Annotated in this window: 20 protein-coding genes and 1 tRNA gene; 10 read left to right on the top strand and 11 right to left on the bottom strand. The window is 70.7% G+C overall.

The window, feature by feature from the left end:
• Window positions 1–156: 156 nt before the first annotated feature.
• The 3 genes from ACZ6IM_RS22295 to ACZ6IM_RS22285 all read left to right on the top strand — a co-directional run bounded on the left by ACZ6IM_RS22295 (window position 157) and on the right by ACZ6IM_RS22285 (window position 2,392).
• Window positions 157–561, top strand: a complete 405-nt coding sequence (locus ACZ6IM_RS22295) for a DUF6344 domain-containing protein (RefSeq protein WP_052836741.1) — start codon at window positions 157–159, stop codon at window positions 559–561.
• 191 nt (window positions 562–752) lie between these two features.
• Window positions 753–1,541, top strand: a complete 789-nt coding sequence (locus ACZ6IM_RS22290; protein WP_052836742.1) for a GntR family transcriptional regulator — start codon at window positions 753–755, stop codon at window positions 1,539–1,541.
• A complete protein-coding gene (locus ACZ6IM_RS22285; protein ID WP_469558427.1) occupies window positions 1,538–2,392 on the top strand; it encodes a glycosyltransferase family 2 protein in 855 nt (284 codons plus the stop codon). Before ACZ6IM_RS22290 ends, ACZ6IM_RS22285 begins: the two co-directional genes overlap by 4 nt.
• 25 nt (window positions 2,393–2,417) lie before the next feature.
• On the opposite strand, the gene ACZ6IM_RS22280 is transcribed toward ACZ6IM_RS22285, so the two are convergent.
• Together ACZ6IM_RS22280 and ACZ6IM_RS22275 are read right to left on the bottom strand one after the other, a co-directional pair.
• Window positions 2,418–3,293, bottom strand: coding sequence for an FkbM family methyltransferase (locus ACZ6IM_RS22280; RefSeq protein ID WP_052836744.1), 876 nt, complete (start codon window positions 3,291–3,293; stop codon window positions 2,418–2,420).
• Window positions 3,294–3,355: 62 nt separating this feature from the next.
• On the bottom strand, window positions 3,356–3,568 hold the full coding sequence (locus ACZ6IM_RS22275) for a ferredoxin (protein WP_052836746.1): 213 nt from the start codon (window positions 3,566–3,568) through the stop codon (window positions 3,356–3,358).
• Between the two features lie 206 nt (window positions 3,569–3,774).
• On the opposite strand from ACZ6IM_RS22275, the gene ACZ6IM_RS22270 reads away from it, so the two are divergent.
• Entirely contained in the window at window positions 3,775–4,317 is a 543-nt protein-coding gene (locus ACZ6IM_RS22270) for a hypothetical protein (protein WP_052836923.1), read from the top strand.
• A gap of 357 nt (window positions 4,318–4,674) precedes the next feature.
• On the top strand, window positions 4,675–9,282 hold the full coding sequence (locus ACZ6IM_RS22265; RefSeq protein WP_469558422.1) for an nSTAND1 domain-containing NTPase: 4,608 nt from the start codon (window positions 4,675–4,677) through the stop codon (window positions 9,280–9,282).
• 236 nt (window positions 9,283–9,518) lie between these two features.
• On the opposite strand, the gene ACZ6IM_RS22260 is transcribed toward ACZ6IM_RS22265, so the two are convergent.
• The 9 genes from ACZ6IM_RS22260 to dnaA form a co-directional block, all read right to left on the bottom strand.
• Window positions 9,519–9,595: transfer RNA gene (locus ACZ6IM_RS22260), tRNA-Ile, on the bottom strand.
• Window positions 9,596–9,695: 100 nt separating this feature from the next.
• Window positions 9,696–10,421 carry a DUF3566 domain-containing protein gene (locus tag ACZ6IM_RS22255; RefSeq protein WP_469558419.1) on the bottom strand — a complete coding sequence of 242 codons (726 nt, stop codon included), beginning with the start codon at window positions 10,419–10,421 and terminating at the stop codon, window positions 9,696–9,698.
• A gap of 18 nt (window positions 10,422–10,439) precedes the next feature.
• The gene (gene gyrA, locus ACZ6IM_RS22250) at window positions 10,440–13,034 is read right to left on the bottom strand and encodes a DNA gyrase subunit A (protein ID WP_052836769.1); all 2,595 of its coding nucleotides are present in this window, start codon (window positions 13,032–13,034) and stop codon (window positions 10,440–10,442) included.
• Between the two features lie 42 nt (window positions 13,035–13,076).
• A complete protein-coding gene (gene gyrB, locus ACZ6IM_RS22245) occupies window positions 13,077–15,137 on the bottom strand; it encodes a DNA topoisomerase (ATP-hydrolyzing) subunit B (RefSeq protein WP_469558415.1) in 2,061 nt (686 codons plus the stop codon).
• A gap of 434 nt (window positions 15,138–15,571) precedes the next feature.
• Complete coding sequence (locus ACZ6IM_RS22240) at window positions 15,572–16,141, bottom strand: DciA family protein (RefSeq protein ID WP_469558412.1); 570 nt, start codon at window positions 16,139–16,141, stop codon at window positions 15,572–15,574.
• Complete coding sequence (recF, locus tag ACZ6IM_RS22235; RefSeq protein ID WP_052836775.1) at window positions 16,138–17,259, bottom strand: DNA replication/repair protein RecF; 1,122 nt, start codon at window positions 17,257–17,259, stop codon at window positions 16,138–16,140. The genes ACZ6IM_RS22240 and recF overlap by 4 nt, the downstream gene beginning before the upstream one ends.
• Before the next feature lie 58 nt (window positions 17,260–17,317).
• Window positions 17,318–18,193: a phosphogluconate dehydrogenase (NAD(+)-dependent, decarboxylating) gene (gene gnd, locus ACZ6IM_RS22230; protein ID WP_011029286.1), complete on the bottom strand. Its 876-nt coding sequence runs from the start codon at window positions 18,191–18,193 to the stop codon at window positions 17,318–17,320.
• Window positions 18,194–18,393: 200 nt separating this feature from the next.
• Window positions 18,394–19,524, bottom strand: coding sequence for a DNA polymerase III subunit beta (gene dnaN / locus ACZ6IM_RS22225; protein ID WP_052836777.1), 1,131 nt, complete (start codon window positions 19,522–19,524; stop codon window positions 18,394–18,396).
• A gap of 944 nt (window positions 19,525–20,468) precedes the next feature.
• Window positions 20,469–22,442: a chromosomal replication initiator protein DnaA gene (dnaA, locus tag ACZ6IM_RS22220; protein ID WP_052836780.1), complete on the bottom strand. Its 1,974-nt coding sequence runs from the start codon at window positions 22,440–22,442 to the stop codon at window positions 20,469–20,471.
• 376 nt (window positions 22,443–22,818) lie between these two features.
• Here dnaA and rpmH point away from each other — a divergent pair, with 376 nt between their 5' ends.
• From rpmH to ACZ6IM_RS22195, 5 genes are read left to right on the top strand one after another with little or no spacing between them, the layout of a single operon-like run.
• Entirely contained in the window at window positions 22,819–22,956 is a 138-nt protein-coding gene (gene rpmH / locus ACZ6IM_RS22215; protein ID WP_003975051.1) for a 50S ribosomal protein L34, read from the top strand.
• A gap of 21 nt (window positions 22,957–22,977) precedes the next feature.
• Window positions 22,978–23,349, top strand: a complete 372-nt coding sequence (rnpA, locus tag ACZ6IM_RS22210) for a ribonuclease P protein component (protein WP_037922188.1) — start codon at window positions 22,978–22,980, stop codon at window positions 23,347–23,349.
• Window positions 23,346–23,720: a membrane protein insertion efficiency factor YidD gene (gene yidD, locus ACZ6IM_RS22205; RefSeq protein WP_052836781.1), complete on the top strand. Its 375-nt coding sequence runs from the start codon at window positions 23,346–23,348 to the stop codon at window positions 23,718–23,720. The genes rnpA and yidD overlap by 4 nt, the downstream gene beginning before the upstream one ends.
• 3 nt (window positions 23,721–23,723) lie before the next feature.
• Window positions 23,724–25,019 carry a membrane protein insertase YidC gene (gene yidC, locus ACZ6IM_RS22200; RefSeq protein ID WP_052836783.1) on the top strand — a complete coding sequence of 432 codons (1,296 nt, stop codon included), beginning with the start codon at window positions 23,724–23,726 and terminating at the stop codon, window positions 25,017–25,019.
• A 15-nt stretch (window positions 25,020–25,034) separates the two neighbouring features.
• The gene (locus ACZ6IM_RS22195; RefSeq protein WP_052836784.1) at window positions 25,035–25,547 is read left to right on the top strand and encodes a Jag family protein; all 513 of its coding nucleotides are present in this window, start codon (window positions 25,035–25,037) and stop codon (window positions 25,545–25,547) included.
• The last annotated feature ends 20 nt before the right edge of the window (window positions 25,548–25,567 follow it).

The following is a 25,567-nucleotide window of genomic DNA, read 5'->3' as shown; positions in this document are numbered from 1 at the left end:
TCCCTCCCGTCTCGGCACCTTTTCCAGCCTCTTGCGGCTATTCGGGTGGTGTTCATCTGAACATCGACGCGCCACGGGCGTCGGTCCACCACTTCGCGGCCCTCATACACATCATGAGGAAAGTACGCAAATCGCCCAACCCGAAAGTGAGGGGCCATGGCCCGGAACAAGGTCCTGACGCTCTGGACCACCATCGTCACCGCTTTCCTCGCGCTGTGCACGGCGCTCGGACTCATCACGACGACGGCCGCCGCGGCCGTACCGCAGACCGGAACGCACAGCAACACCGAGAGCGCCTCCCCCGAGGCGGCACCCGCGGCCGCACTTCCCTGGTCCTGGTCCCGAACCGGTTCCCTGCCCCCCACGATGAAGCAGCGCATCCGCGCCGAGGCCCACGGCACGGCCCCGAGTTGCCGCCACCGCCCGCTCGCCGGCACCACGTCCACCGCCCAGGCCGCAGCCGGCCCCACCACCACGACCACGGCCACGGCCACCGACCTCCGCTGCGACGACACCGCCGACGAGCCCCGCGCCCGGCACACCATCCCGCTCCAGCGCTGAGCGGCCCGCACCACCCCCGACCCCGACGTCACGGCGATCTGCGTAGGCACCACACGCGAGAAACGGCCCGGCCGCTCGACAGAGCAGCCGGGCCGCCGCCGTGTGTGCGGAAACATGGCGATACCGGATCAATCAGGGCTCCCAGCCCCCTCAACTCCTCAAGACCTCTTGAGGAGTTGTAGCCTGCGGCCATGCCCAAGGCCTACGAAGTGATCGCGGACGATCTGCGCCGCTCCATCCGCGCGGGTGAGCGGCGCCCCGGCGACCGGCTGCCCTCGGAGGCCGACCTCGCCCACCACTACCGGCGCAGCGTGCCGACCGTGCAGAACGCGCTCCGGCTGCTGAGCGACGAGGGCCTGATCGACAAGCGGCACGGCCTCGGCACCTTCGTCCGCCGGCCCCGCACCCCGGCGGTGCGGGACAACCTCCGGCACCAGTGGGAGAAGGACCGGGCCCGGCGCCCACTGGCCACGCGGGCCGAGACGGGCGCCACGGAGCGCGACACCGGCCTACGGGCCGACGACCTCGTCTTCCACGCGGAGTACCGCGAGCGGAAGGCGTCCGCGGAACTGGCCGAGGCCTTCGGCGTCCCGGAGGGCACCGTGCTCCTCCAACGCGGCTACCGGACGCGGTACTCGGCCGAGCCCGCCCCGTTCAACCTCGTGACGTCCTACCTCGTACGCGACATGATCGCGGCCAACCCCGACCTCCTGGACGCGGCCAACGAGCCCTGGCCGGGCGGCACCCAGCACCAGCTCAGCACCGTGGGCATCGAGCTGGACCGCGTGGAGGAGCGCCTGACCGCCCGCCCGCCGACACCGGAGGAGGCCGCGGCCCTGGACCTGCCGCCGGGCACCTCGGTGATCCTGCTCCGCAAGACCTCGTACGACACCGACGGCCGGGTGGTCGACGTCTCCGACGTCACGCTGCCCGGCGACCGCACCGAACTGCTCTTCACGACCCGTCTGGAAAGGTGGTGAGTGCCGTCGTGAACCGGCGCGTCACCGTCGTCACGGCCGTCCACGGCCCCTCCGCCCCCTTCCTCCCCGAGGCCTACGCCTCGCTGTGCGCCCAGGAACTGCCCGACGGCTGGGAGTGGCGATGGGTGATCCAGGAGGACGGCCGTACCCGGGACGTCCGGCCGTACGTGCCCGACGACCCGCGGGTCGTGTTCCGGCAGGGCCGCCCCGGCCGGCAGGGCGGGCCCGGGGTGGCGCGCACGATGGCCCTGGCCCACGCGGACGGCGTGTACGTGAAGGTCCTGGACGCCGACGACCGGCTCACTCCGGGCACCCTGGCCCGCGACCTGGCCGCCCTGGAGGCCGACCCGTCGATCGGGTGGGCGACCTCGCGGGTCCTGGACCTGCTGCCCGACGGTTCGACGGCCGGTTTCCCCGGCGACCCGGCGCACGGGCCGGTCGAGCGCGGGGCGGTGCTCGACTTCTGGAAGGCGAACGGCTTCCGCGCCCAGGTCCACCCGGCGACCCTCTTCGTCCGGCGCGACCTGCTGCTCGCCCTCGGCGGCTGGATGGCCCTGCCGGCCTCCGAGGACACCGGCCTGCTGCTGGCGCTGGGCGGCGTGAGCCGGGGCTGGTTCTCGGCGGAGGTCGGCCTTCTCTACCGCAAGTGGGAGGGCCAGGAGACCGGCCAGGCGGCCCACGCGGACCCCGCGGAACGCGACGCGCGGATGGCGGTGGTGGAGGCCAGGGCGCGCGCTCTGGCGTCCTTCGGGTGGCGCCTGCCGGAGGGCGCCGAGCAATCCAACGGCTCCTGGGGCTCCGACCGCTCCGGCGACTCCGACCGCTCCGGCGACCCGCGCGAGCGCCCCTGAGGCAGACGGGAGCGGCGCCCGGCGGTCAGGGCAGCCGCTCGGCGTCCACCCTCGAGAAGATCAGGTCGCTCTCCTCGGTCACCGGCCCGCGCAGGCGGACGGGCGCCCGGGGCCCACCGCTCAGCGCCGGGGGGTAGCTGCCGGGCGCGTAGTCGTTGGCCAGGCGGTAGACGTGGAACCCGGCGTCCCGCATCACCGCCAGCAGGTCGTCGACACGGTCCCCGAGCCGGGCCATGCGCTCGGGCGACACCTCGACCGTGATCTCCGCGTCGGGCCGCAGAGCCCCCAGCATCGGCGCGAGACCGCGCACGACGCTCCCCTCGGCGCCCTCGACGTCGATCTTGATCACCCGGGCCGCCGCGGTCTCCGCCGCGTCGAGGAGTTCCGGCAGCGGTTGGGCCCGCGCCCGGAAGCTGGACTCCACCGGGCCGTCGTACGGGACGATGCTGTTCGCCCCCGTGTTCCGTGAGCTGGCGAGCGCGAAGGTCAGCGTCCTGGCGCGGTCCGAGACGGCGGCGTTGAGCGCGCGGACGTTGCCGAGGGCGTTGAGCCGGACGTTCCGTACCAGGTGGCGGTGGAGGTCGGGCGACGCCTCGATCGCCACCACCCGGCCCCCGTCACCGACGAGCCGGGCGGCCAGGACGCTGAAGACGCCGATGTTGGCCCCCACGTCCACGAAGCCGTCCCCCGGCCGCAGCCTGCGCCGCAGCCAGCCCGCCAGGTGCGGCTCCCAGGCGCCGAACAGGTACAGGTACCGCTGGATGAGGTCCTGCGTGTCCACGGCGAACAGATCACCGGAACGCGCTTCGACGACCGCCCGGCGAGGGTGCTCGCGCAGCCGCCGGTTCAGCCAGCGCGTGGCGAGCGCGGCCTTGCCGAAGGTGCCGGGGCCGTTGCGCACGTACCGGGCGGCGAGCCCGGCCAGGGCCTCGGCGACGGCGGCGCCCGGCTCGCCCCGGGTACTCAGCCCCGGGCCCCTTCCGCTTCCGTGAGCGTGATGGTGATCGCGGCGGACGGGCACCCCTCGGCCGCCTCGCGCACCCGGGGGGCGTCCACGTCGTGTTCCCGGCCGGGTATGACGGCGCCGAGGCCGTCCACCTGGGTGAAGACGGCGGGGGCCCGGTGGACGCAGTCTCCGGAGCCGTAACACTGCTCGGGGTCGACGGAGATCCTCATGCGCACTCCAGCGGCGGTCGGTTTCGAGGCCTTCACGACCTGCCTGCCCACGGACGGGCCCACTGAATCCGCCCTGCCCGCCCGCCTGTTGGCCCGTCCGTCCCGGTCCTCATAAGATCGTCCGCACACACCTGCGGAGTGCGGAACGCGCGGTACGCAGCGCGGAGTTGTGACTGGGGGACGGTTTGGGGACCGGCGAGCAACTCGTGACGATCGCGGCCGTACTGCTCGGCGCGCTGACCACACACGTCACGAATCACCTGATGGAGCGGAGCAGGAACCGCCACCGGCTGCTCACGCGGTGGGACGACAAGAAGGTCGACGCCTACGGGGAGTACGTGGACGCCGCCAAGATGAGGATCGCCGCGTCCGTGCCGCTGTACGAGGTGCGGGAGGGGCTGCGCGAGAGCCACCGGAGCGAGGAGGAGCTGCGCGAGGACCTGGCCGGGGCGACCCTGCGCTGGGGCGCGGCCTTCGAGCGGGTCATGCTGCTCGGCGGCGACGAGGCCATCGAATCCGGGCACGAGCTGAACGTGGTGCTCGCCGAGATCGACTGGCAGGCGACCGGCCGTATAGAGGGCAGCCTGGAGGAGTGGCGGGAGCGGCACCGGGCGGCGTTCCGCGCCATCAACGCCTTCCACGAGGACGCCAGGGCCGATCTCGGCATCCGGGGCGGCGTCACCGGGGAGAAGCACCCGGAGCGCGATCTGCTGGTCCCGCCCGCACGCCGGTCGGCCGCCGGGGACTGACGGCCAGGCCGCGTCGTCCACCCGTGCGCGTCGGCATGGTTTGGCTCCGGTCCCTCCCCTCGTGGGGACCGGTGCCAAACCATGCCGGCGCCGTTTTCGCGTGCGGTACCGGACCGGGTCGTCGGGGACGGGCCACCGAAAGCTGACCGAGAACATGCGGCCTCATGGGGTGGCTCTCCGAGTGCTGAGCCGCTGACCTGTCCGGGTACCGCGGGGCCGCCTCGCCACTGCGACGCGATCCTGCCACCCGAGGTGGCCCCGGAGGAGGTTCCGGAACCCGAAGCCCGCTGTAGCCGCAGGTCAGCCGTATAGAGTGAGTTTTCCGGTCCGGACGTCCAGGTGCGGGGGAAGTAAGGAGTGGAGACCTTGAGTTTCGACTCAGGGGCACGCACGGCCTTCGCAGAACGCCTCGCACTGCTGTACAGGGAGGCCGGCAACCCTCCCCTCAAACGGGTGTCCGAAGCCGTCGTCCGGCTCCAGCGGGTCGACGAACGAGGGCGTCCCGTCCGGGTCTCCGCCCAGCGGATCAGCGACTGGCGGCGGGCCAAGAACGTGCCCGCCCAGTTCCCCGCCCTCGCGGCCGTCCTGCACGTCCTCATACCCCAGGCCCGGCGCGCACGGCCGGTACCGGTCTCCGCCGGTCTGTACGACCTGGCCCAGTGGCAGCTCCTGTGGGAGCGGGCGGTGGCCGACCCGACCGGTGAACGCCCTGCGCCCACCTCGGCCGCGGAGCAGCCCTCCGCCGAGGGTCCGGCGGCCCCCGGCGGAGTCTGCCCCTACCGGGGGCTGGCCGCCTACCGCCGGCAGGACGCCGACTGGTTCTTCGGGCGCGAGCGGAGCACGCGGGCCCTGGTCGCCCAGCTCCACGCGACGCGGGACACCGGCGGCCTGATCATGCTCGTGGGCGCCTCCGGAGCGGGGAAGTCCTCACTGCTCAACGCCGGCCTGGTGCCCGCCCTGCGCGCCGGCACGCCGGACTCCGGGGACGATCCGCCCAGGCGGGTGCTCCAGTTCGTGCCGGGGGCCGATCCACTCGGCGAGCTGACCCGCCTGGTACCGCAACTCGCACCCGTCGTCGGCGCCATAAGGGAAGCGGCGGCCCAGGAGACGGCAACCCCGGTGCCGGGCTCCCCCGAGCCCCGCCCCACGGGCGACCCGCGGGCGGAGAGCGCCGCGAGGGCAGCCTTCGCGACCTGGGCGGCCTCCGTGGAACGCCCGGAGGGGGCGGCGGGGGCGGACAGGACGGGCGAAGCGAAGGGGCCGGACGGGGCGGACAGGAGCCAGGTCGGGCGGAGCGGCCCGGCAGGCGAGGACGGTCAGGCCGACCAGGAAGGCCAGGTCGGCCCACCCGGCCCGTTCGGCCAGTACGACCGAGCAGATCCGAGCGGTCGGAGCGGCCGGAACGGCCGGAACGGCCGGAACGGCCAGGCAGACCCGAACGACCGAGAGGACCGGGACGGCCTGACATATCAGGCAAATCGACCAGGTCCGAGCGGCCCGGACGGCCCAGATGATTCAGGGAATCCAGAAGGTCCGGGCGGTTCTGGGGATCCGGGCGCCCCGGACGGCCCCGCAGGGCAGGCGGGCCAGGCGGGCCAGACAAGCCGGCTCCCCCAGGCAAGCCGGGTCACCCCCACCGAACAATCCACCCAACAGGAACAAACCGGCCAAGCGATCACGTCAGGGCGGACAAGCCCGGACGGCCGAGACAGCCAGGACGGCCGGAAAGGCCCGACCGGCCGAGCCCCCCGGGCACTCCCATCTGCCCCGGCAGGCGCCTGCCCGGTCGTCATCGTGGACCAGTTCGAGGAGCTCTTCACCCTCTGCACCGAAGAGGCGGACCGGCGCGTGTTCATCCGGCTGCTCCAGGCCGCCTGCACGCCCGGCGCCGACGGCGACCCGCCCCCGGTGCTGGTGACCCTGGGCGTACGCGCCGACTTCTACGACCGGTGCCTTCGCTACCCCGAGCTGGCCGACGCGCTCCAGCACCGGCACATGGTGCTCGGGCCGCTGACCACCGCGGAGCTGCGCGAGGCGGTGACCGCTCCCGCCCGGGCCGTCGGCATGGAGCTCGAACCCGGACTCGCCGAGCTGATCATCCGCGAGGTGAGCAACGACAGCCCGCGCGGGGCGCACGACGCGGGCGTACTGCCGCTCCTCTCCCACGCCCTGCTCGCGACCTGGCAGCGCCGCAAGGCGGGCCGGCTGACCCTGGCCGGATACCGCGCGGCCGGCGGCATCCAGGGCGCGGTGGCCGCGACCGCCGAACGGGCCTGGTCCGGCCTGGACCCGGCGGCCCGCACGGCCGCGCGACTGCTGCTGCTCAGGCTGGTCCGGCTGAGCGAGGACACCCAGGCCACCCGCAGGCGCAGCACGCGACGCCGGCTGGCCGAGGAGTCGGGAGACCCCGAGAAGACCGAGGAGTCACTCGAGGCGCTGGTGCGGGCCCGGCTGGTGACGCTCGACGCGGACACCGTGGAGATCACCCACGAGGCGCTGCTGCACGCCTGGCCCCGGCTGCGCGACTGGATCGACGAGGACCGCGCCGGAAACCTGCTGCGCCAGCGGCTGGAGGAGGACGGCCTGGCCTGGGAGGAGTCGGACCGCGACAGCGCGCTGCTCTACCGGGGCTCCCGGCTGGCGCAGGCCAGCGGCTGGGCGAAGTCGGCCGGCGACACCTTCCTGACCCGCAGCGCGGTGGAGTTCCTGGCCGCCGCGGTCCGGCTGCGCAGGCGCACCGTCATGATCAGCCGTGCCGCGGTGTCCGCGCTGGTCGTCCTGGCCCTCGTGGCCGTCGGTTCGGCGGTGCTCGCCTGGCAGCAGCGCAACGACGCCGTGTTCGAGCAGGTGGTCGCCGAGGCGGACCGGGTCGAGGACACCGACCCTTCCCTGTCGGCCCAGCTCGACTTGGCCGCGCACCGCCTGCGCCCGGACGACGAGGACGTCAGGAACCGGCTGGTCTCGATCGTGAACGCGCCCCTGGCCACCCCGCTCCTCGGGCACACGGGCGCCGTCTACCTCACCTCGTTCAGCCCCGACGGGCGGATCCTGGCGACGGCCAGCTACGACCGCACCGTCCGGCTCTGGGACGTCTCGGACCCCGGCCGTCCGAAGCAGCTGGGCAAGCCCCTCACCGGGCACACCAGCTGGGTGAGCACCGCGGTCTTCAGCCCGGACGGCCGCACCCTGGCCAGCGCCTCGGACGACGGCACGATCCGGCTGTGGAACGTGCGGGACCCCAGCCGTCCGCGCCCGCTCGGCGCCCCCCTGACCGGCCACGGCGGCACCGTCTACCTGCTCGCCTTCAGCCCGGACGGCCGCACCCTGGCCTCCGCCCACGACGACCACGCCGTCCGCCTGTGGAACGTCGCCGACCCGCGCCGCCCCGAGGCGCTCGACACCCTGACCGGCCCCACCGCGGCGGTGCGCTCGGTGGCCTTCAGCCCCGACGGGCACACGCTCGCGGCCGGCGGCGACGACGAGAAGGTCCGGCTCTGGGACGTGGCCGACCCGCGCCGCCCGGAGCCGGTCGGCGCACCGCTGGCCGGCCACAGCGGCCTGGTGCACTCCGTGGCCTTCAGCCCCGATGGCCGCACCCTGGCCAGCGGCAGCGCGGACGACACCGTACGGCTCTGGGACGTCACCGATCCCGCCGGGGCGAAGCCCGTCGGCGCACCGCTGACCGGTCACAGCGGACCCGTCTGGGCGGTGACGTTCAGCCCGGACGGCGCCATGCTCGCCGCCAGCAGCGCGGACAGCACGGCGAGCCTGTGGAACGTCAGCGACCCGGCCTACCCCTCGCAGGTCGGCGTCCCCCTCGCCGGCGGCAGCGGCGAGATGTACGCCCTCGGCTTCAGCCCCGACGGCCACACCCTCGCCACCGGCAGCGGTGACAGCAAGGTCCGCCTGTGGTCGCTGCCGACGTCGGACGTGATCGGCCGTACGGGAGCCTTCCGTTCGGACGGGCGGGTACTGGCCACGGCGGCCCGCGACGGCCGGGTCCGACTGTGGGACGTGACGTCCCCCTCCCGGCCCGTGTCGCTGAGCGCCCCCTTCAAGCCGGGGGAGGGAGACATACGGTCACTGGTGTTCTCCCCGGACGGCGACACGCTCGCGGTGCTCGTGGCGGGCCGTGCGCTGCAGCTGTGGGACGTCACGGACCCGGCCCGGCCCAAGGCCCACGGACCGCCCGTGGCGCTGCGCACCCGGTACGCGGGCCCCGACACGCTGGCGTTCAGCCCCGACGGGCGCACCCTCGCCACGGCCCACGACGACCGCACCATCCAGTTGTGGAACGCCGAGGACCCGTCCCACCCCCGCCGTCTGGGCAAGCCGCTCGCCGGCCACACGGGATACGTCAACACGCTCGTGTTCAGCCCGGACGGCCGCACCCTCGCCAGCGGCGGCGCCGACGACGCCGTACGCCTCTGGGACGTCACCGACCCCGCGCACGCCACCCGCCTCGGTGCGGCCCGCACCGGGCACCTGGGCCCCGTCAACGTCCTCGCCTACAGTCCCGACGGCCGCACCCTGGCCAGCGGCAGCGACGACGGCACGGTCCGGCTCTGGGATGCCACCGGGCCGGGCGGCGCATCCGGGGCCGAGACCACGCTCGCCGGTCACACCGACTCGGTGGTGTCGCTGACGTTCAGCCGGAACGGCTCCACCCTGGCCAGCGGCGCCAACGACAACACGGTCCGGATCTGGAGCGTCACCGACCCCGCCGAGGCCGCCCCCATCGGCCAGGCGATGAGCCCCAACGCCAAGGCGGGCAGCTTCCTGTCCTTCAGCCCCGTGCACCACATGCTCGGCGTCTCCAGCGGCACGGACACGGTCCGGCTGTGGAGCCTGGGCGTGGACGACGCCATCGAGCGCATCTGCTCGGCCACCCGCGGAGTGCTGACCGAGGAGAAGTGGCACGAGTACCTGCCGCGCCTGGACTACGAACCGCCCTGCGGCCGGTGAAACCACCACCGCACACGTGATCCCTGTCACATCATCGACACCCGACCGACCAGTCGGCACCCACCGGACACCGGGCCTTGTTAGCCTTGACCACAGCCCGACCGCTGGCGCATCCCCCGTCGCCAGCGGTCGGGTCTTTTCCTGCCCACCCCAGAGCCCCGCCGGACAGACACCCGCGAACCCCCACCCACGAACGCCGAAGACCCCCAACCGAATTCGGCTGGGGGTCTTCGTGCTGGTGGGGCTAACAGGATTTGAACCTGTGGCCTCATCCTTATCAGGGATGCGCTCTAACCAACTGAGCTATAGCCCCGCCGCGCTCTGCGGTGTATGTCCCGCGCGCTGACTCCTGAAGATTAGCGCACGAGGCGGGCAGTCCCAAAATCGGTTGTCGCGGGGCCTCGGGGCGAGGATCACTCGTCCTCGGCGAGCGTCAGCTCCACACCGCCGACGAAGCCGGCGGACAGGTTGTAGATGAACGCGCCGAGCGTGGCCAGGGCCGTCGCCAGGACGACGTCGATGACCGCGATGACCGTCGCGAAGAGCAGCACGTTGGGCAGCGACAGGAAGGACTGCAGGTCGAAGCCGTTGGACTCGTTGGAGCCGGTGGCCTCGGCGATCGTGCCGCCGACCGTCGAGAAGACGCCCATGGCGTCCATGACCATCCACAGCACGGCGGACGCGACGATGGTGCAGATGCCCAGCGCGACGGAGAGCAGGAAGCTGACCTTCATCACCGACCACGGGTCGGCCTTCGACACGCGCAGGCGCGCCTTGCGCACGCGGGGCGTGGTGCGGGCGCCGGTGCGCGGGCGGCGCACGGCCGACGCGTTGCCGCCGTGGGTCTGGTAGGCCTGCGGCGGGTGGTAGGGCCCACCGGGCTGCTGGGGCTGCCGTTCTCCCGGCAGCGGCGAGGCAGCCTGCTGAGTCTGCTGGCCTCGGGTGTCCGTCACAGTTCCCCCCTGGGATCCATGCGTTGTGGACGAGCTCCCCGAGTGCGAGTCGGTCGCTCCGTCGTCGATCTTGCGCAGTTGAGTCGTGTGCGAATCCGTCGCACGCGCGGCCGAGCCACGGCCACCGCCGCCCGTTTCCGTACCCGTGGGGGTACCGGCCGATCCGGCGCCCGTGGCTCCGCTCACGATGACTCTCTCCTCGTGCTACTCGGCCGAGGGCGCCTCACCCTCGTCCGTGCCGGTGGTCGCGGCACCCTCGGCGGTCTCGTCGACGGCCACATCGCCGTCGACCTCCTCCGCCTCGCGTCCCGCCTCGGCGTTGCGTGCGATGCCGACGACGGCATCGCGCTTGCCCAGATTGATCAGTTGAACGCCCATGGTGTCACGGCCGGTCTCCCTGACCCCGTTGACTCGCGTACGAATCACACCGCCCGAGAGTGTGATGGCGAGGATCTCGTCGTGCTCCTCGACCACCAGCGCGCCCACGAGCGACCCGCGGTCCTCGACGATCTTGGCGGCCTTGATGCCGAGGCCACCGCGACCCTGGACGCGGTACTCGTCGACGGAGGTCCGCTTCGCGTAACCGCCGTCGGTGGCAGTGAACACGAACGTACCGGCTCGAACAACATTCATCGAGAGCAGCTCGTCCCCTTCGCGGAAACTCATGCCCTTGACGCCCGAGGTGGCACGTCCCATCGGACGCAGCGTGTCGTCCGACGCGGTGAACCTGATCGACTGCGCCTTCTTGCTGATCAGCAGCAGATCGTCCTCGGCAGAGACGAGTTCGGCCCCGATCAGTTCGTCGTCGCTTCCGTCCGCCTGCTCCCGCAGGTTGATGGCGATGACACCACCCGAGCGCGGGGAGTCGTAGTCCTTCAGCGGCGTCTTCTTCACCAGTCCGGCCTTCGTGGCCAGGACCAGGTACGGAACCGCCTCGTAGTCGCGGATCGCACGGATCTGGGCGATCGTCTCGTCCGGCTGGAAGGCCAGCAGGTTCGCCACGTGCTGGCCGCGCGCGTCCCGGCCGGCGTCCGGCAGCTCGTAGGCCTTCGCGCGGTAGACGCGGCCCTTGTTGGTGAAGAACAGCAGCCAGTGGTGCGTGGTGGACACGAAGAAGTGGTTGACGATGTCGTCTTCCTTGAGCTTCGCGCCGCGCACCCCCTTGCCGCCGCGCTTCTGCGCCCGGTAGTCGTCGGTCTTCGTGCGCTTGATGTAACCGCCACGCGTGACCGTGACGACGATGTCCTCCTCGGCGATCAGGTCCTCGATGGACATGTCGCCCTCGTAGGGGATCAGCTTCGTCTTGCGGTCGTCGCCGTACTTCTCGACGAGGGCGGTCAGCTCCTCGCCGACGATCGCGCGCTGGCGGACCGGGGAGGCGAGGATCTCGTTGTACTCGGTGATCTTCGCCTGGAGCTCGTCGTGCTCGCGGACGATCTTCTGCCGCTCCAGGGCCGCCAGACGGCGCAGCTGCATCTCCAGGATGGCGTTGGCCTGGATGTCGTCGATCTCCAGGAGGTCCATCAGGCCCCCGCGCGCGATCTCGACGGTGTCGCTGCGCCGGATCAGCGCGATGACCTCGTCGATGGCGTCCAGCGCCTTGAGCAGACCGCGCAGGATGTGCGCCCGCTCCTCCGCCTTGCGCAGCCTGAAGCGCGTACGGCGGACGATGACCTCGATCTGGTGGTTCACCCAGTGGCGGATGAACGCGTCCAGCGACAGGGTGCGCGGCACGCCGTCGACCAGGGCCAGCATGTTGGCGCCGAAGTTGGTCTGCAGGTCGGTGTGCTTGTAGAGGTTGTTCAGGACGACCTTGGCGACCGCGTCCCGCTTCAGCACGATGACCAGGCGCTGACCGGTGCGGGAGCTGGTCTCGTCGCGGACGTCGGCGATGCCGCCGATCTTGCCGTCCTTCACCAGGTCGGCAATCTTCTGCGCGAGGTTGTCCGGGTTGGTCTGGTACGGCAGCTCCGTGACCACCAGGCACTGGCGGTTCTGGATCTCCTCGACCTCGACGACCGCGCGCATGGTGATCGAGCCGCGGCCGGTGCGGTAGGCCTCCTCGATGCCCTTGCGGCCCACGACCAGGGCACCGGTGGGGAAGTCGGGGCCCTTGATGCGCTCGATGAGCGCGTCGAGCAGCTCCTCGTGCGAGGCCTCGTGGTTCTCCAGGTACCACTGGGCGCCGGCCGCGACCTCGCGCAGGTTGTGCGGCGGGATGTTGGTCGCCATGCCGACCGCGATGCCCGCCGAGCCGTTGATCAGCAGGTTCGGGAAGCGCGCGGGCAGGACGGTCGGCTCCTGGGAGCGTCCGTCGTAGTTGTCCGTGAAGTCGACGGTCTCCTCGTCGATGTCACGGACCATCTCCATCGACAGCGGCGCCATCTTGCACTCGGTGTAGCGCATGGCCGCCGCCGGGTCGTTGCCCGGCGAGCCGAAGTTGCCGTTGGAGTCGACGAGCGGCATCCGCATCGACCAGGGCTGCGCGAGGCGCACCAGGGCGTCGTAGATGGAGCTGTCGCCGTGCGGGTGGTAGTTGCCCATGACGTCGCCGACGACGCGGGCGCACTTGTAGAAGCCGCGCTCGGGGCGGTAGCCGCCGTCGTACATGGCGTACAGCACCCGGCGGTGCACGGGCTTGAGGCCGTCGCGGACGTCGGGCAGCGCACGCGAGACGATGACGGACATCGCGTAGTCGAGGTACGAGCGCTGCATCTCCGTCTCGAGCCCGACGGGCTCGACACGCATCGCCAGGGCGTCACCCTCGGGCGTGGTCACAGGAGTGTTCTCGTCGGTCATTGCTGGTGAAGGTCCTTCCTGGTGCGGTCAGCTGAGACCGACTCAGATGTCGAGGAAGCGGACGTCCTTGGCGTTGCGCTGGATGAACGCGCGCCGGGCCTCGACGTCCTCGCCCATCAGCACCGAGAACAGGTCGTCGGCCTGCGCGGCGTCGTCGAGCGTGACCTGGCCGAGCACGCGGTGCTCCTGGTCCATGGTCGTGATGCGCAGCTCCTCGGCGTTCATCTCGCCGAGACCCTTGAAGCGCTGCACGGAGTCCTCACGGATGCGCTTGCCCGCGTTGCGGCCCATCTCGATCAGCGCGTCGCGCTCCCGGTCGGAGTACGCGTACTCGAAGTCGTCCCGGCCCCACTTGATCTTGTACAGCGGCGGGCGGGACAGGTACACGTGCCCGGACTCGACCAGCGGCCGCATGAAGCGGAACAGGAAGGTCAGCAGCAGGGTGTTGATGTGCTGGCCGTCGACGTCGGCGTCCGCCATCAGGATGATCTTGTGATAGCGGAGCTTCTCGATGTCGAAGTCCTCGTGCACACCCGTGCCGAACGCGGAGATCATCGCCTGGATCTCCTGGTTCTGCAGGATCCGGTCGATGCGCGCCTTCTCGACGTTGAGGATCTTGCCGCGGATCGGGAGGATCGCCTGGTACTGCGGGTTACGGCCGGACTTGGCCGAGCCGCCGGCGGAGTCGCCCTCGACGATGAAGATCTCGCACTTGGTCGGGTCGTTCGACTGGCAGTCGGACAGCTTGCCCGGCAGCGAGGCCGACTCCAGCAGGCCCTTGCGGCGCGTCAGGTCGCGGGCCTTGCGGGCCGCCACGCGCGCGTGGGCCGCCTGGATGCCCTTGCGGATGATGTCCGCGGCCTCGTTGGGGTTGCGGTCGAGCCAGTCCGTCAGGTGCTCGTAGACGACCTTCTGGACGAAGGTCTTCACCTCGGTGTTGCCCAGCTTCGTCTTGGTCTGGCCCTCGAACTGCGGCTCCGCCAGCTTGACCGAGATGATCGCGGTCAGACCCTCGCGGATGTCGTCCCCCGTGAGGTTGTCGTCCTTCTCGCGCAGCAGCTTCTTGTCCCGCGCGTACTTGTTGATCAGCGAGGTGAGCGCCGCGCGGAAGCCCTCCTCGTGGGTGCCGCCCTCGTGCGTGTGGATGATGTTGGCGAAGGAGTACACACCCTCCGTGTAGCCGCCGTTCCACTGCATCGCGACCTCGAGGGACAGGCTCTTGTCCTTGTCCTCGGCCTCCAGGTCGATCACCGTCGGGTGGACCAGCTCTCCCTTGCGGGAGTTGAGGTACGTCACGAAGTCGACGATGCCGCCCTCGTAGTGGTACGAGACGCTCTTGTCCTCGTGCTTCTCGTCCTCGCCCGCCTCGTCCGCGCCGGCGGTGGCCTTCGCCGACTCGCGCTCGTCGGTGAGGTTGATCCTGAGGCCCTTGTTGAGGAAGGCCATCTCCTGGAAGCGCCGGGAGAGCGTCTCGAAGGAGTAGTCGGTGGTCTCGAAGATGTCGCCGTCGGCCCAGAAGGTGACCGACGTGCCGGTCTCCTCGGTGGCCTCGTGCCGGGCGAGCGCCGCCGTGGGGACACCCAGCTTGTACTCCTGCGTCCAGCGGTAGCCGTCCGTCTTGACCTCCACCGCGACCCTCGTGGAGAGGGCGTTGACGACGGAGACACCCACGCCGTGCAGACCACCGGAGACCGCGTAGCCGCCGCCGCCGAACTTGCCGCCCGCGTGCAGCACGGTCAGCACGACCTCGACTGCGGGCTTCCCCTCGGAGGGGACGATGCCCACCGGGATGCCACGGCCGTTGTCGACGACCCGGACGCCGCCGTCGGCGAGGATCGTCACGTCGATCGTGTCCGCGTGACCGGCCAGCGCCTCGTCGACGGAGTTGTCCACGACCTCCTGCACCAGGTGGTGCAGGCCCCGCTCACCGGTCGAGCCGATGTACATACCGGGTCGCTTGCGGACCGCGTCCAGACCCTCGAGGACGGTGATGGCACTGGCGTCGTACGACGCGGCAGCATCGCCGTGCGGGGTGCTCACCGCGTCGTTCACGCCGGTGTCGGTGGACGGGTTGTTCTCGTTGGGGTTGCCGGAATCGGCCACGAAGCGCCCTTTCTGGCACAGCACGAGCCGGGCTCGTCGGCAGGTTGCCGGAGCGGCTGCGGCATGTTGCGTTGGTAAGCCTTGATCAGCGTTGCTCAGCTAGTCCCGGACGGTCCCCACGTTCGGGGCGGGATTCTCTCTCATTCTACCGGTACCACTGACACTGATGGGGGTTTGCCGGTACCTGAGTCCGCATGTGCCGCCCTGAACGAGGCTCGTCCGACTCCCGATATGCGGATGGGGGCCCCAGGAGGCTCACAACGGCACTCAGCGCTTCGAGGCGTCAACCCTTTGCTACTTGGGAGTCAGATCCCGCTCCGACGCCTCGCAGAGGGGTACGGCACAGGGCGCCCCGACGGCTCACTTCGACCGGGGGCGCACATTTTTGTGAGGTACATCACGCATCACTGACGGGGTGCCAGAACGCCCGCACGTCACCCGTAGGTGTCGCCCGGGCCCTGGCTGCCGGGCGCCCGCAACGGTCCGTAACGCCGGCCCGGACCATCCGGGCCACCAGGTCCCAGGACCTTGATCATCCGCACCGACCCGTGCCCCAGGTCCTCGTTGAGCCGGGCCACCAGCGTCGGCGCGAGCAAGCGCAGGTTCGTCGCCCACGCCGTCGAGTCGCAGCGCACGACCAGCACCCGCTCGTCCTCGTCGTACCGCTCCGGCACGCAGTGCTTCGCCACGTCCTCGCCGACGATCTCCGGCCAGCGGCCCATCACCCCGCCCACCGCGGCCGGCGTCTCCCAGCCGCGCTCTGTGATCAGCCGGTTGATCGCGGAACCCAGCGCCATGGGGTCACGGCCGTCGGCCCGCGCCCCGGAGCGCAGCCCCCCGCGCCGCGCCTGCTTCTTCTGCTGGGCCGCGTCCCCACGCGCGCGTGCCGCCTCCCGCGCCGCCCTGAGCGCCACGCGCGCGAGGTCGACCCCCGACGGCTCCTGGCCTCCCTCGGGCCCGCCCGGGGACTGTCCGGGACCCGGGTCCGGCGCGTCCGCGCTCATACGCGCTCCACCGTCCCCTCCGCCACCGTGAACCGCGCCCCCGCCAGCACATGCGGTACGTCGTCGTCGACCGCGGCCGTCACCAGCACCTGCTCCCCGGGCGCCACCAGCTCGGCCAGCCGCTCCCGGCGCCGCGCGTCCAGCTCGGCGAAGACGTCGTCCAGCACCAGCACCGGCTCGTTGCCCTCCGCCCGCAGCAGGTCGAAGGAGGCCAGCCGGAGCGCCAGCGCGTACGACCACGACTCGCCGTGGGAGGCGTAGCCCTTGGCGGGCAGCGAGCCGAGTTTGAGCAGGAGGTCGTCCCGGTGCGGACCGACCAGCGTGACGCCCCGCTCGATCTCCTGCTTGCGCGCCTCGGCGAGCGCCCCCATCAGCTGCTCGTACAGGTCCTCGCGCGTGTGCGCCTCACCGGGCGCCGACGGCTTGTACTCCAGGGCGACGGGGCCGCCGCCCGGGGCCAGCTGCTCGTACGCCTTGTCGGCCAGCGGCTGCACGGCCGCGATCAGGTCCAGCCGCTGGGCGAGCAACTCGGCGCCCGCGCGCGCGAGGTGCTGGTCCCAGACGTCGAGCGTGGACAGGTCCATCGTGCGGCCGCCGTGCCGGCGGGCGAGCGCGGCCGACTTCAGCAGGGTGTTGCGCTGCTTGAGGACCCGGTCGTAGTCGGAGCGCACCCCGGCCATCCGCGGGGAACGGGCGGTGATCAGCTCGTCCAGGAAACGGCGCCGCTCACCGGGGTCGCCCTTCACCAGCGCGAGGTCCTCCGGCGCGAACAGCACAGTGCGCACGATGCCGAGCACGTCACGCGGTCTGACCTGCGAGGACCTGTTGATGCGGGCGCGGTTGGCCCGGCCCGGGTTCAGCTCCAGCTCGATCAGCTGCTGCCGCTCGCCCTGCCGGACCTGGGCCCGGATCACGGCGCGCTCGGTGCCCATGCGCACCAGCGGCGCGTCGGAGGAGACCCGGTGGCTGCCGAGGGTGGCGAGGTAGCCGACCGCCTCGACCAGGTTCGTCTTGCCCTGCCCGTTCGGACCGACGAAGGCGGTGACGCCCGGGTCCAGGGGCACCTCGACCCGGGCGTACGAACGGAAGTCGGCCAGCGACAGATGCGTGACGTGCATGGTCGTGCGCCGACCTCCCGGGTGTTCGTCCCTCGGGCGCGTGGCCCTCGGGTGCTGCCTACTTCTTCTCGACCGCGTGGCCGCCGAACTGGTTGCGCAGCGCGGCGATCATCTTCATCTGCGGCGAGTCGTCCTGCCGGGACGCGAACCGCGCGAAGAGGGAGGCCGTGATCGCGGGCAGCGGCACCGCGTTGTCGATCGCCGCCTCCACAGTCCAGCGTCCCTCACCGGAGTCCTGTGCATAACCCCGGAGCCCGTCCAGGTGCTCGTCGTCGTCGAGCGCGTTGACCGCCAGGTCGAGCAGCCAGGACCGGATCACCGTGCCCTCCTGCCAGGAACGGAAGACCTCGCGGACGTTCTCCACGGAGTCGACCTTCTCCAGCAGCTCCCAGCCCTCGGCGTAGGCCTGCATCATCGCGTACTCGATGCCGTTGTGGACCATCTTCGCGAAGTGGCCCGCGCCCACCTTGCCGGCGTGCACGGCGCCGAAGTCGCCCTCCGGCTTGAGGGCGTCGAAGACCGGCTGCACCTTGGCGACGTTCTCCGCGTCCCCGCCGTACATCAGCGCGTAGCCGTTCTCCAGGCCCCACACGCCGCCGGAGACGCCGCAGTCGACGAAGCCTATGCCCTTGGCGGCCAGCTCCTCGGCGTGCTTCTCGTCGTCCGTCCAGCGGGAGTTGCCGCCGTCCACGACGACGTCGCCGGGCTCCAGCAGCTCGCCGAGCCGGTCGACGGTGGCCTGGGTGGCCTCCCCGGCCGGGACCATCACCCAGACCACGCGCGGGGCACTGAGCTTGCCCACAAGCTCTTCCAGGCTGTGGACGTCGGCGAGGTCGGGATTGCGGTCGTATCCGACGACGGTGTGGCCCGCGCGGCGGATCCGCTCGCGCATGTTGCCGCCCATCTTGCCGAGGCCGACGAGACCGAGCTCCATCAGTTGCGTTCCTTAGGTGTGCGAGGTGGCAAGGCGGCACCTCCGAACCCGCCGGATGCGTGCCGCGGCACTTTCGTACCCGCGTCGAGCCTAAACCCGCCCGCCCGTGCACAGCTGTGGGCATACGCGCTCAGACGTACGCCCCCACCTGCGGGTTCGTCCCCACCCTGTGGACGGCGACCGACGGTGCGAAGCCTGGCTCAGCCGCTCAGCCGCACCGGCATGATCAGGTACTTGTAGGCCTCGTCCGCCTCGGCGTCCACCGCGGGCTTGCCGCTGAGCAGGGCCGGCTTCGTGGACGTCGTGAAGGACAGCTGGGCGACCGGGGAGTCGATCGCGCTCAGACCGTCCAGCAGGAAGGTCGGGTTGAAGGCGATCGAGATGTCGTCGCCCTCCAGCTGGGCGTCGACCCTTTCCACAGCCTGTGCGTCGTCGCTGGAGCCGGCCTCCAGGATGAGCACGCCCTGCTCGAAGCTGAGCCGCACCGGGGTGTTGCGCTCGGCGACCAGGGCCACGCGCTTGACGGCCTCCACGAACGGGGCGGTCTCGATCACCGCGACGCTGTTGAACTCCGTCGGGAAGAGCGTCTTGTACTTCGGGAGGTCGCCCTCCAGCAGACGCGTCGTCGTCCGGCGGCCCGCACCCTCGAAACCGATCAGACCCTCGCCCGCGCCCGAGCCGGACAGCGCCAGGATCACCTGGTCACCGCTGGTCAGCGCCTTGGCGGTGTCCTGGAGCGTCTTGGCGGGCACCAGGGCGACCGCGGAGATGTCAGGGTTCTCCGGCTTCCACAGGAACTCGCGGACCGCGAAGCGGTAGCGGTCCGTGGAGGCCAGCGTGACCGAGTCGCCCTCGATCTCGATGCGCACACCGGTCAGGACGGGCAGCGTGTCGTCACGGCCCGCGGCGATGGCCACCTGCTGCACGGCCGAGGCGAAGACCTCGCCGGGGACCGTGCCCGTCGCCTCCGGCATCTGCGGCAGCGCCGGGTACTCCTCCACCGGCAGGGTGTGGAGGGTGAACCGCGAGGAGCCGCAGACCACCGTCGCCCGTACACCGTCTGTGGAGATCTCCACCGGCCGGTTGGGGAGGGCGCGGGAGATGTCCGCGAGCAGCCGACCCGAGACGAGGACCGTGCCCTCCTCCTCGATCTCCGCCTCGACCGAGACCCGCGCCGAGACCTCGTAGTCGAAGCTGGACAGGCTCAGCTGCCCTTCCTCGGCCTTCAGCAGCAGGCCCGCGAGGACCGGCGCCGGCGGACGGGCCGGGAGGCTGCGAGCCGCCCAGGCCACTGCCTCCGCGAGTACGTCGCGTTCCACCCGGATCTTCACTGTTGCCGCCTCCTGCTGTTGCCGGCGCTGCTCGCCCTGCTTCGCCTTCGTCGTCTGACCGGTGTCGTCCGCCGCTGTGAGGGGCAGAACACCGGGGACCAGTCTGACGCACCCCACTGACAGTAGGTGCCGTTCGGGGTCAAGTCGTGACGAGGGGCGGTCGGGCTCGAGAGGGCGAGTTGTGCACAGGACCCGCTTCGAAACGAATTCCGCTCTCTCTCTAGTCGTCAGTAGTAGTAGGGCCTGTGGATACCGTGGATAACCTCGTTTGCCCAGGTCAGGCCGGGAATTTTGTCCACCGTGCCTGTGGGCGGAGCCGGTGGACAACCGAGCCCTTCTGTGGAGAACGGAAAGTTCTGCACACACCGTGCACAGGGAGAGGCGACTTCTCCCCAGCGCCGTCCCCAGCTTTACCCACGTTTCCCACAGCCCAACCAGGCAGCCTGGTGTGACGCCTTTCACTCGACGCGGTGACGGGGCGCGTCACGTTGCCGAACAGTGGACAGCCATGTGGAGAAGCTGGGGATCGCTGGGGACAACCCCGTCCAGCCTGTGGGTTGCCCGTGGACAACTCAATGCACAGCCTGTGGATCATTTCTTCGTCCACAGCCTGTGGAGATCGTTCGTCCACGAATCCACAGGGAGCTGACCTGCCCTGATGATCCCTCATCGGCCTGGCCTGTGGACAGGATCGGGACAACTTCCCAGTCCCCAAGGTGTGGACGGAAAAAACCGGCCCAATCTGTGGAGGACGCCCGTAACCCGGCAGGTATTCGAACAGCGGCCAGGACAGCCGTACGAGCCGGTGGCGCCGCCGGGACGTGCGGGGAGGGCGCGGAGAGCTGCCGGAGACGTGCGGGAGACGTGCGGGAGACGTGCGGGGCCCATGCGAAAGGCGCCCCCGGGAGTCCCGGAGGCGCCTTCGTGGCCGGTGCCGGCGGCCGTCAGCCGTTCTTGATGCGGTTGGTCAGCTCGGTCACCTGGTTGTAGATCGAGCGCCGCTCGGCCATCAGATTGCGGATCTTGCGGTCGGCGTGCATCACCGTGGTGTGGTCCCGGCCGCCGAACAGCGCGCCGATCTTCGGCAGCGAGAGGTCCGTCAGCTCACGGCACAGGTACATGGCGATCTGCCGGGCCGTCACCAGCGCCCGCCCGCGCGAGGTGCCGCACAGGTCCTCGACCGTGAGGCCGAAGTAGTCCGCGGTCGCGCCCATGATGGCCGTGGACGTGATCTCGGGGGCCGAGTCCTCGCCGCCGGGGATCAGGTCCTTGAGGACGATCTCGGTCAGGCCCAGGTCCACCGGCTGCCGGTTGAGCGACGCGAACGCCGTCACCCGGATCAGCGCGCCCTCCAGCTCGCGGATGTTGCGCGAGATCCGCGAGGCGATGAACTCCAGTACCTCCGGCGGGGCGTTGAGCTGCTCCTGGACCGCCTTCTTGCGCAGGATCGCGATGCGCGTCTCCAGCTCCGGCGGCTGGACGTCGGTGATCAGCCCCCACTCGAAGCGGTTGCGGAGCCGGTCCTCCAGGGTCACCAGCTGCTTGGGCGGCCGGTCGCTGGAGAGCACGATCTGCTTGTTGGCGTTGTGGAGGGTGTTGAAGGTGTGGAAGAACTCCTCCTGCGTCGACTCCTTGTCCGCGAGGAACTGGATGTCGTCGACGAGCAGGATGTCCATCTCGCGGTAGCGCTTGCGGAAGCTGTCACCCTTGCCGTCGCGGATGGAGTTGATGAACTCGTTGGTGAACTCCTCCGAGCTGACGTAGCGCACGCGCGTGCCCGGGTAGAGGCTGCGCGCGTAGTGCCCGATGGCGTGCAGGAGGTGGGTCTTGCCGAGTCCCGACTCCCCGTAGATGAACAGGGGGTTGTAGGCCTTCGCGGGCGCCTCGGCGACGGCGACGGCCGCCGCGTGGGCGAAGCGGTTGGAGGCGCCGATGACGAAGGTGTCGAAGAGGTACTTCGGGTTCAGGCGCGCGGTCGGCTCGCCGGGGCCGGTCGCCGGCGCGGGCTGTGCGGCCAGCGGTCCGGGCGCCCCGGTCGCGGGCCCGGGGCCGACCGGGCCGCCGCGGTGGACGTGTCCGGACCCGGCCGGGGGCTCGGGCAACTCACGGCGCGGACCGCGCTGCTCGTAGTCGCCGCGCTGCTGGTCGTAGTCCCCGCGCGGATTGTCGTACTCGACCCGGGACTGTTCGTAGTCGCCGCGGGGCTTGTCGTAGTCGCCCCGGGACTGTTCGTACTCGCCGCGCTGGCTGTCGTACGAGGGGCGTTCCGGGGGCTGCGGCCGGTAGTCCTGCTGGTAGGGGGCCTGGGACTCGCGGGAGTAGGGCGGCGGCTCCTGGCCGTACGGCTCCTGCGACGGGGAGGCGTAGGGGTCCCTCTCGGGGAAGCCGAGGCGCTGCTGCTGCCAGCCGTAGTCGTCCTGCTGCGCGGGGCGGGGCCAGGAGCCGGGCTCGGGGCGCTGGTACTCCTGCGGGTAGGCGGGCCTGGCGCTGGGCAGCTGGTCGGCGCGGTTGCGGCCGTACCCCTCGTACTCGTCGCGGTACTCCTCGCGGCCGCCCTGGCCGGGGGCGGGAAGCTCGGGCTCCTCGTAGCGGGGCTGGGGGCGGGAGGGCGGTGCCTGGGGGGCGGGCCCGGCCGGTTCGCCCGCGGTGTCGTCGACGGTGATCGCGATGCGGATCGGTCGCCCGCACTCGCGGCTCAGGGTCTCGCTGACGATCGGTGCGAGACGGCCCTCCAGTACGCCCTTCGCAAATTCGTTCGGTACGGCGAGCAGGGCGGTGTCGGCGACCAGCGCGAGCGGCTGGCAGCGGCGGATCCAGTGCTCGTCCTTCGACTCGACGCCCTGCCCGCGGCCCTCTCCGAGAAGTTGCTCCAATACGCGTGGCCACACTGCGGCAAGATCGGCAGGTACGTCAGCCACAGGGCACGCTCTCTCACGAGTCCCTCGAAGGTGTGATTCGGGGACGGGTCGGGATGAAACTCGGGTGGGGCAGGGATAAGGGAACGAATCGGAGTCCAGTCACGGTAGTCAGCGCAACGGGTAGGGTTCAAGTTGTTGTCCCCAGCCTGTGGACAAGTGTCTCCCGGTCACCGCTGGTTTGACCGAATGGCGCAGTCGCACGTACCGTAACCAGGTCGAGTTGTCGATGGCTGCTGCCGCCTGCCTCCGATGGGCACAGGTCACGTCCAAGGTGATCGAAAAGCGGTGCACTCGGGCGTAACGCGAGCTACTCGTGGGCGCACGGTGACAGCCAGGACGGCACCCCGCCAACCCCGATTCTTTCTGGAGCCCCCGAGTGAGCAAGCGCACCTTCCAGCCGAACAACCGTCGCCGCGCGAAGACCCACGGCTTCCGGCTGCGTATGCGTACCCGTGCCGGCCGCGCGATTCTCGCGACCCGCCGCAGCAAGGGTCGCGCCCGTCTGTCCGCCTGATCCCGGTCAGGTCATGACATCGTGCTGCCCACCGAGAACCGGCTGAGGCGGCGCGAGGACTTCGCGACCGCGGTACGACGAGGACGCCGGGCCGGCCGTCCGGCCCTCGTCGTCCACCTTCGAAGCGGTGCCACGGACCCGCACGCGCCTGGGGAGAGCGCTCCCCGGACACGTGCGGGTTTCGTCGTGAGCAAAGCCGTGGGCGGTGCGGTCGTGCGCAACAAGGTGAAGCGGAGGCTTCGCCATCTGATGCGCGACCGGATCGACCTGTTGCCCCCCGGTAGCCTGGTAGTCGTACGAGCGCTGCCCGGTGCGGGTGACGCCGACCATGCACAGCTGGCCCGAGACCTGGACGCCGCCCTGGCGCGGCTACTGGGAGGGGGCGCGCGATGAAGTACCCGCTGCTGGCTCTGATCAAGCTCTACCAGTGGACGATCAGTCCGCTGCTGGGGCCGGTGTGCAAGTACTACCCGTCGTGTTCCCACTACGGCTACACGGCCATCGACCGGCACGGAGCCGTCAAGGGCACGGCACTCACCGCCTGGCGCATCCTGCGGTGCAATCCGTGGTCGCTGGGCGGCGTGGACCATGTTCCGCCGCGCAAGCGCCCGCGGTGGCACGAAATGCTGCGTGCCGCCTGGCGGGCACGCAAGGGCGGGACCTCCGCCGCCGAACCGGCCACCGAAGGAAGGCCTGCTCATCCGAGCTCGTCCGATCCTTCGGGCCCGGCCGCAGAGACCTCGCCCCATGCCCAAGGAGCATGATTAGTGGACACGATTGCCAGCCTCTTCAGCTTTATCACCTGGCCCGTCTCCTGGGTCATCGTCCAGTTCCACACGGTGTACGGGGCGATCTTCGGACCTGACACCGGATGGGCCTGGGGCCTGTCCATCGTGTCCCTGGTGATCCTCATCCGTATCTGCCTGATCCCGCTCTTCGTGAAGCAGATCAAGGCGACGCGCGGAATGCAGACGCTCCAGCCGGAGATGAAGAAGATCCAGGAGCGCTACAAGAACGACAAGCAGCGTCAGTCCGAAGAGATGATGAAGCTGTACAAGGAGACGGGTACCAACCCGCTCTCCTCGTGCCTTCCCATCCTGGCGCAGTCCCCGTTCTTCTTCGCCCTGTACCACGTGCTCAACGGCATCGCGTCCGGTGACACCATCGGCGCGGTCAACCAGGACCTGCTCGAGAGCGCGCAGAAGGCGCACATCTTCGGGGCCCCGCTGGCCTCCAAGTTCTTCAGCAGCGAGAGCGACGTCGCCGCCCTCAGCGCCTCCCTGACCGACGTCCGCGTCGTCACCGCGATCATGATCGTGCTGATGTCGGCCTCGCAGTTCTTCACCCAGCGCCAGCTGATGACGAAGAACGTCGACACCACGGTGAAGACGCCGTTCATGCAGCAGCAGAAGATGCTGATGTACGTCTTCCCCGTCATGTTCGCCGTTTTCGGCGTCAACTTCCCCGTCGGTGTCCTCGTCTACTGGCTGACCACCAACGTGTGGACCATGGGCCAGCAGATGTACGTCATCCGCAACAACCCGACGCCGGGTTCCAAGGCGCAGGCCGCCTACCTGGAGCGGCTGCACAAGAGCGTCACCGAGCACGGCAAGACCCGTCGCCGGGGCGAGAAGGCCATCGTGAAGGCCATCGTCGCCAAGGGCCGGGACCGCAACGAGGCCGAGCGGAAGTTCATCAACGGTCTGAACAAGGCGGGCCTGGCGGCTCAGGCCGACGGCAACGTGGTGAAGAGCGACACCGCCGTGGCCGCCCAGAGCGCGGACGGCTCGACCGTGACGACCGCGGCTCAGCCCAAGCGCCAGCAGCCCAAGCGGCAGAGCAAGTCCCAGCGCCAGGCCAAGCCCGCCGGCGAGGCCGAGCCGAAGACGTCGCTGACCAAGTCGGACGAGCCGCAGGACGCCAAGCCGGCCGGCGAGCAGGACGCCAAGCCTGCCTCCGGTGCCAAGAAGCCGGCTCAGAAGTCCGGCGGCGGTGGCCGCAGCAAGGCCCAGTCCGGACAGCGCAAGGGCCCGCAGCGGCCCAAGTCCCCGTCGAAGAAGTAAGAAGGAGTCCATCCCGTGACGGAAGGCATCACCTCCGCCGCTGCCGAGGGTGCAGACACCCTCACCCGCCTCGAGCAGGAGGGCGAGATCGCCGCGGACTACCTGGAGGGTCTGCTCGACATCGCCGACCTCGACGGCGACATCGACATGGACGTCGAGGCCGACCGCGCCTCCGTCTCGATCATCAGCGACAGCCAGAGCAGGGACCTGCAGAAGCTGGTCGGCCGGGATGGCGAGGTGCTGGAGGCTCTGCAGGAGCTCACGCGCCTGGCCGTGCACCGGGAGACCGGTGACCGCAGCCGACTGATGCTCGACATCGCGGGTTACCGGGCCGACAAGCGCGCCGAGCTGTCCGAGCTGGGCGCCAAGGCCGCGGCCGAGGTCAAGAGCAGCGGCGAGGCCGTGCGGATGAAGCCGATGACGCCCTTCGAGCGCAAGGTCGTGCACGACGCGGTCAAGGCCGCCGGACTGCGCAGCGAGTCCGAGGGCGAGGAGCCGGAGCGCTTCGTCGTCGTGCTTCCCGCCTGATCGGTTCTCTGGTTCTCCGG

Source organism: Streptomyces sp. NPDC042336, assembly GCF_055581985.1.
The sequence above is the reverse complement of the archived record's forward strand: the minus strand, read 5'-3'. Positions and strand labels throughout refer to the sequence as shown.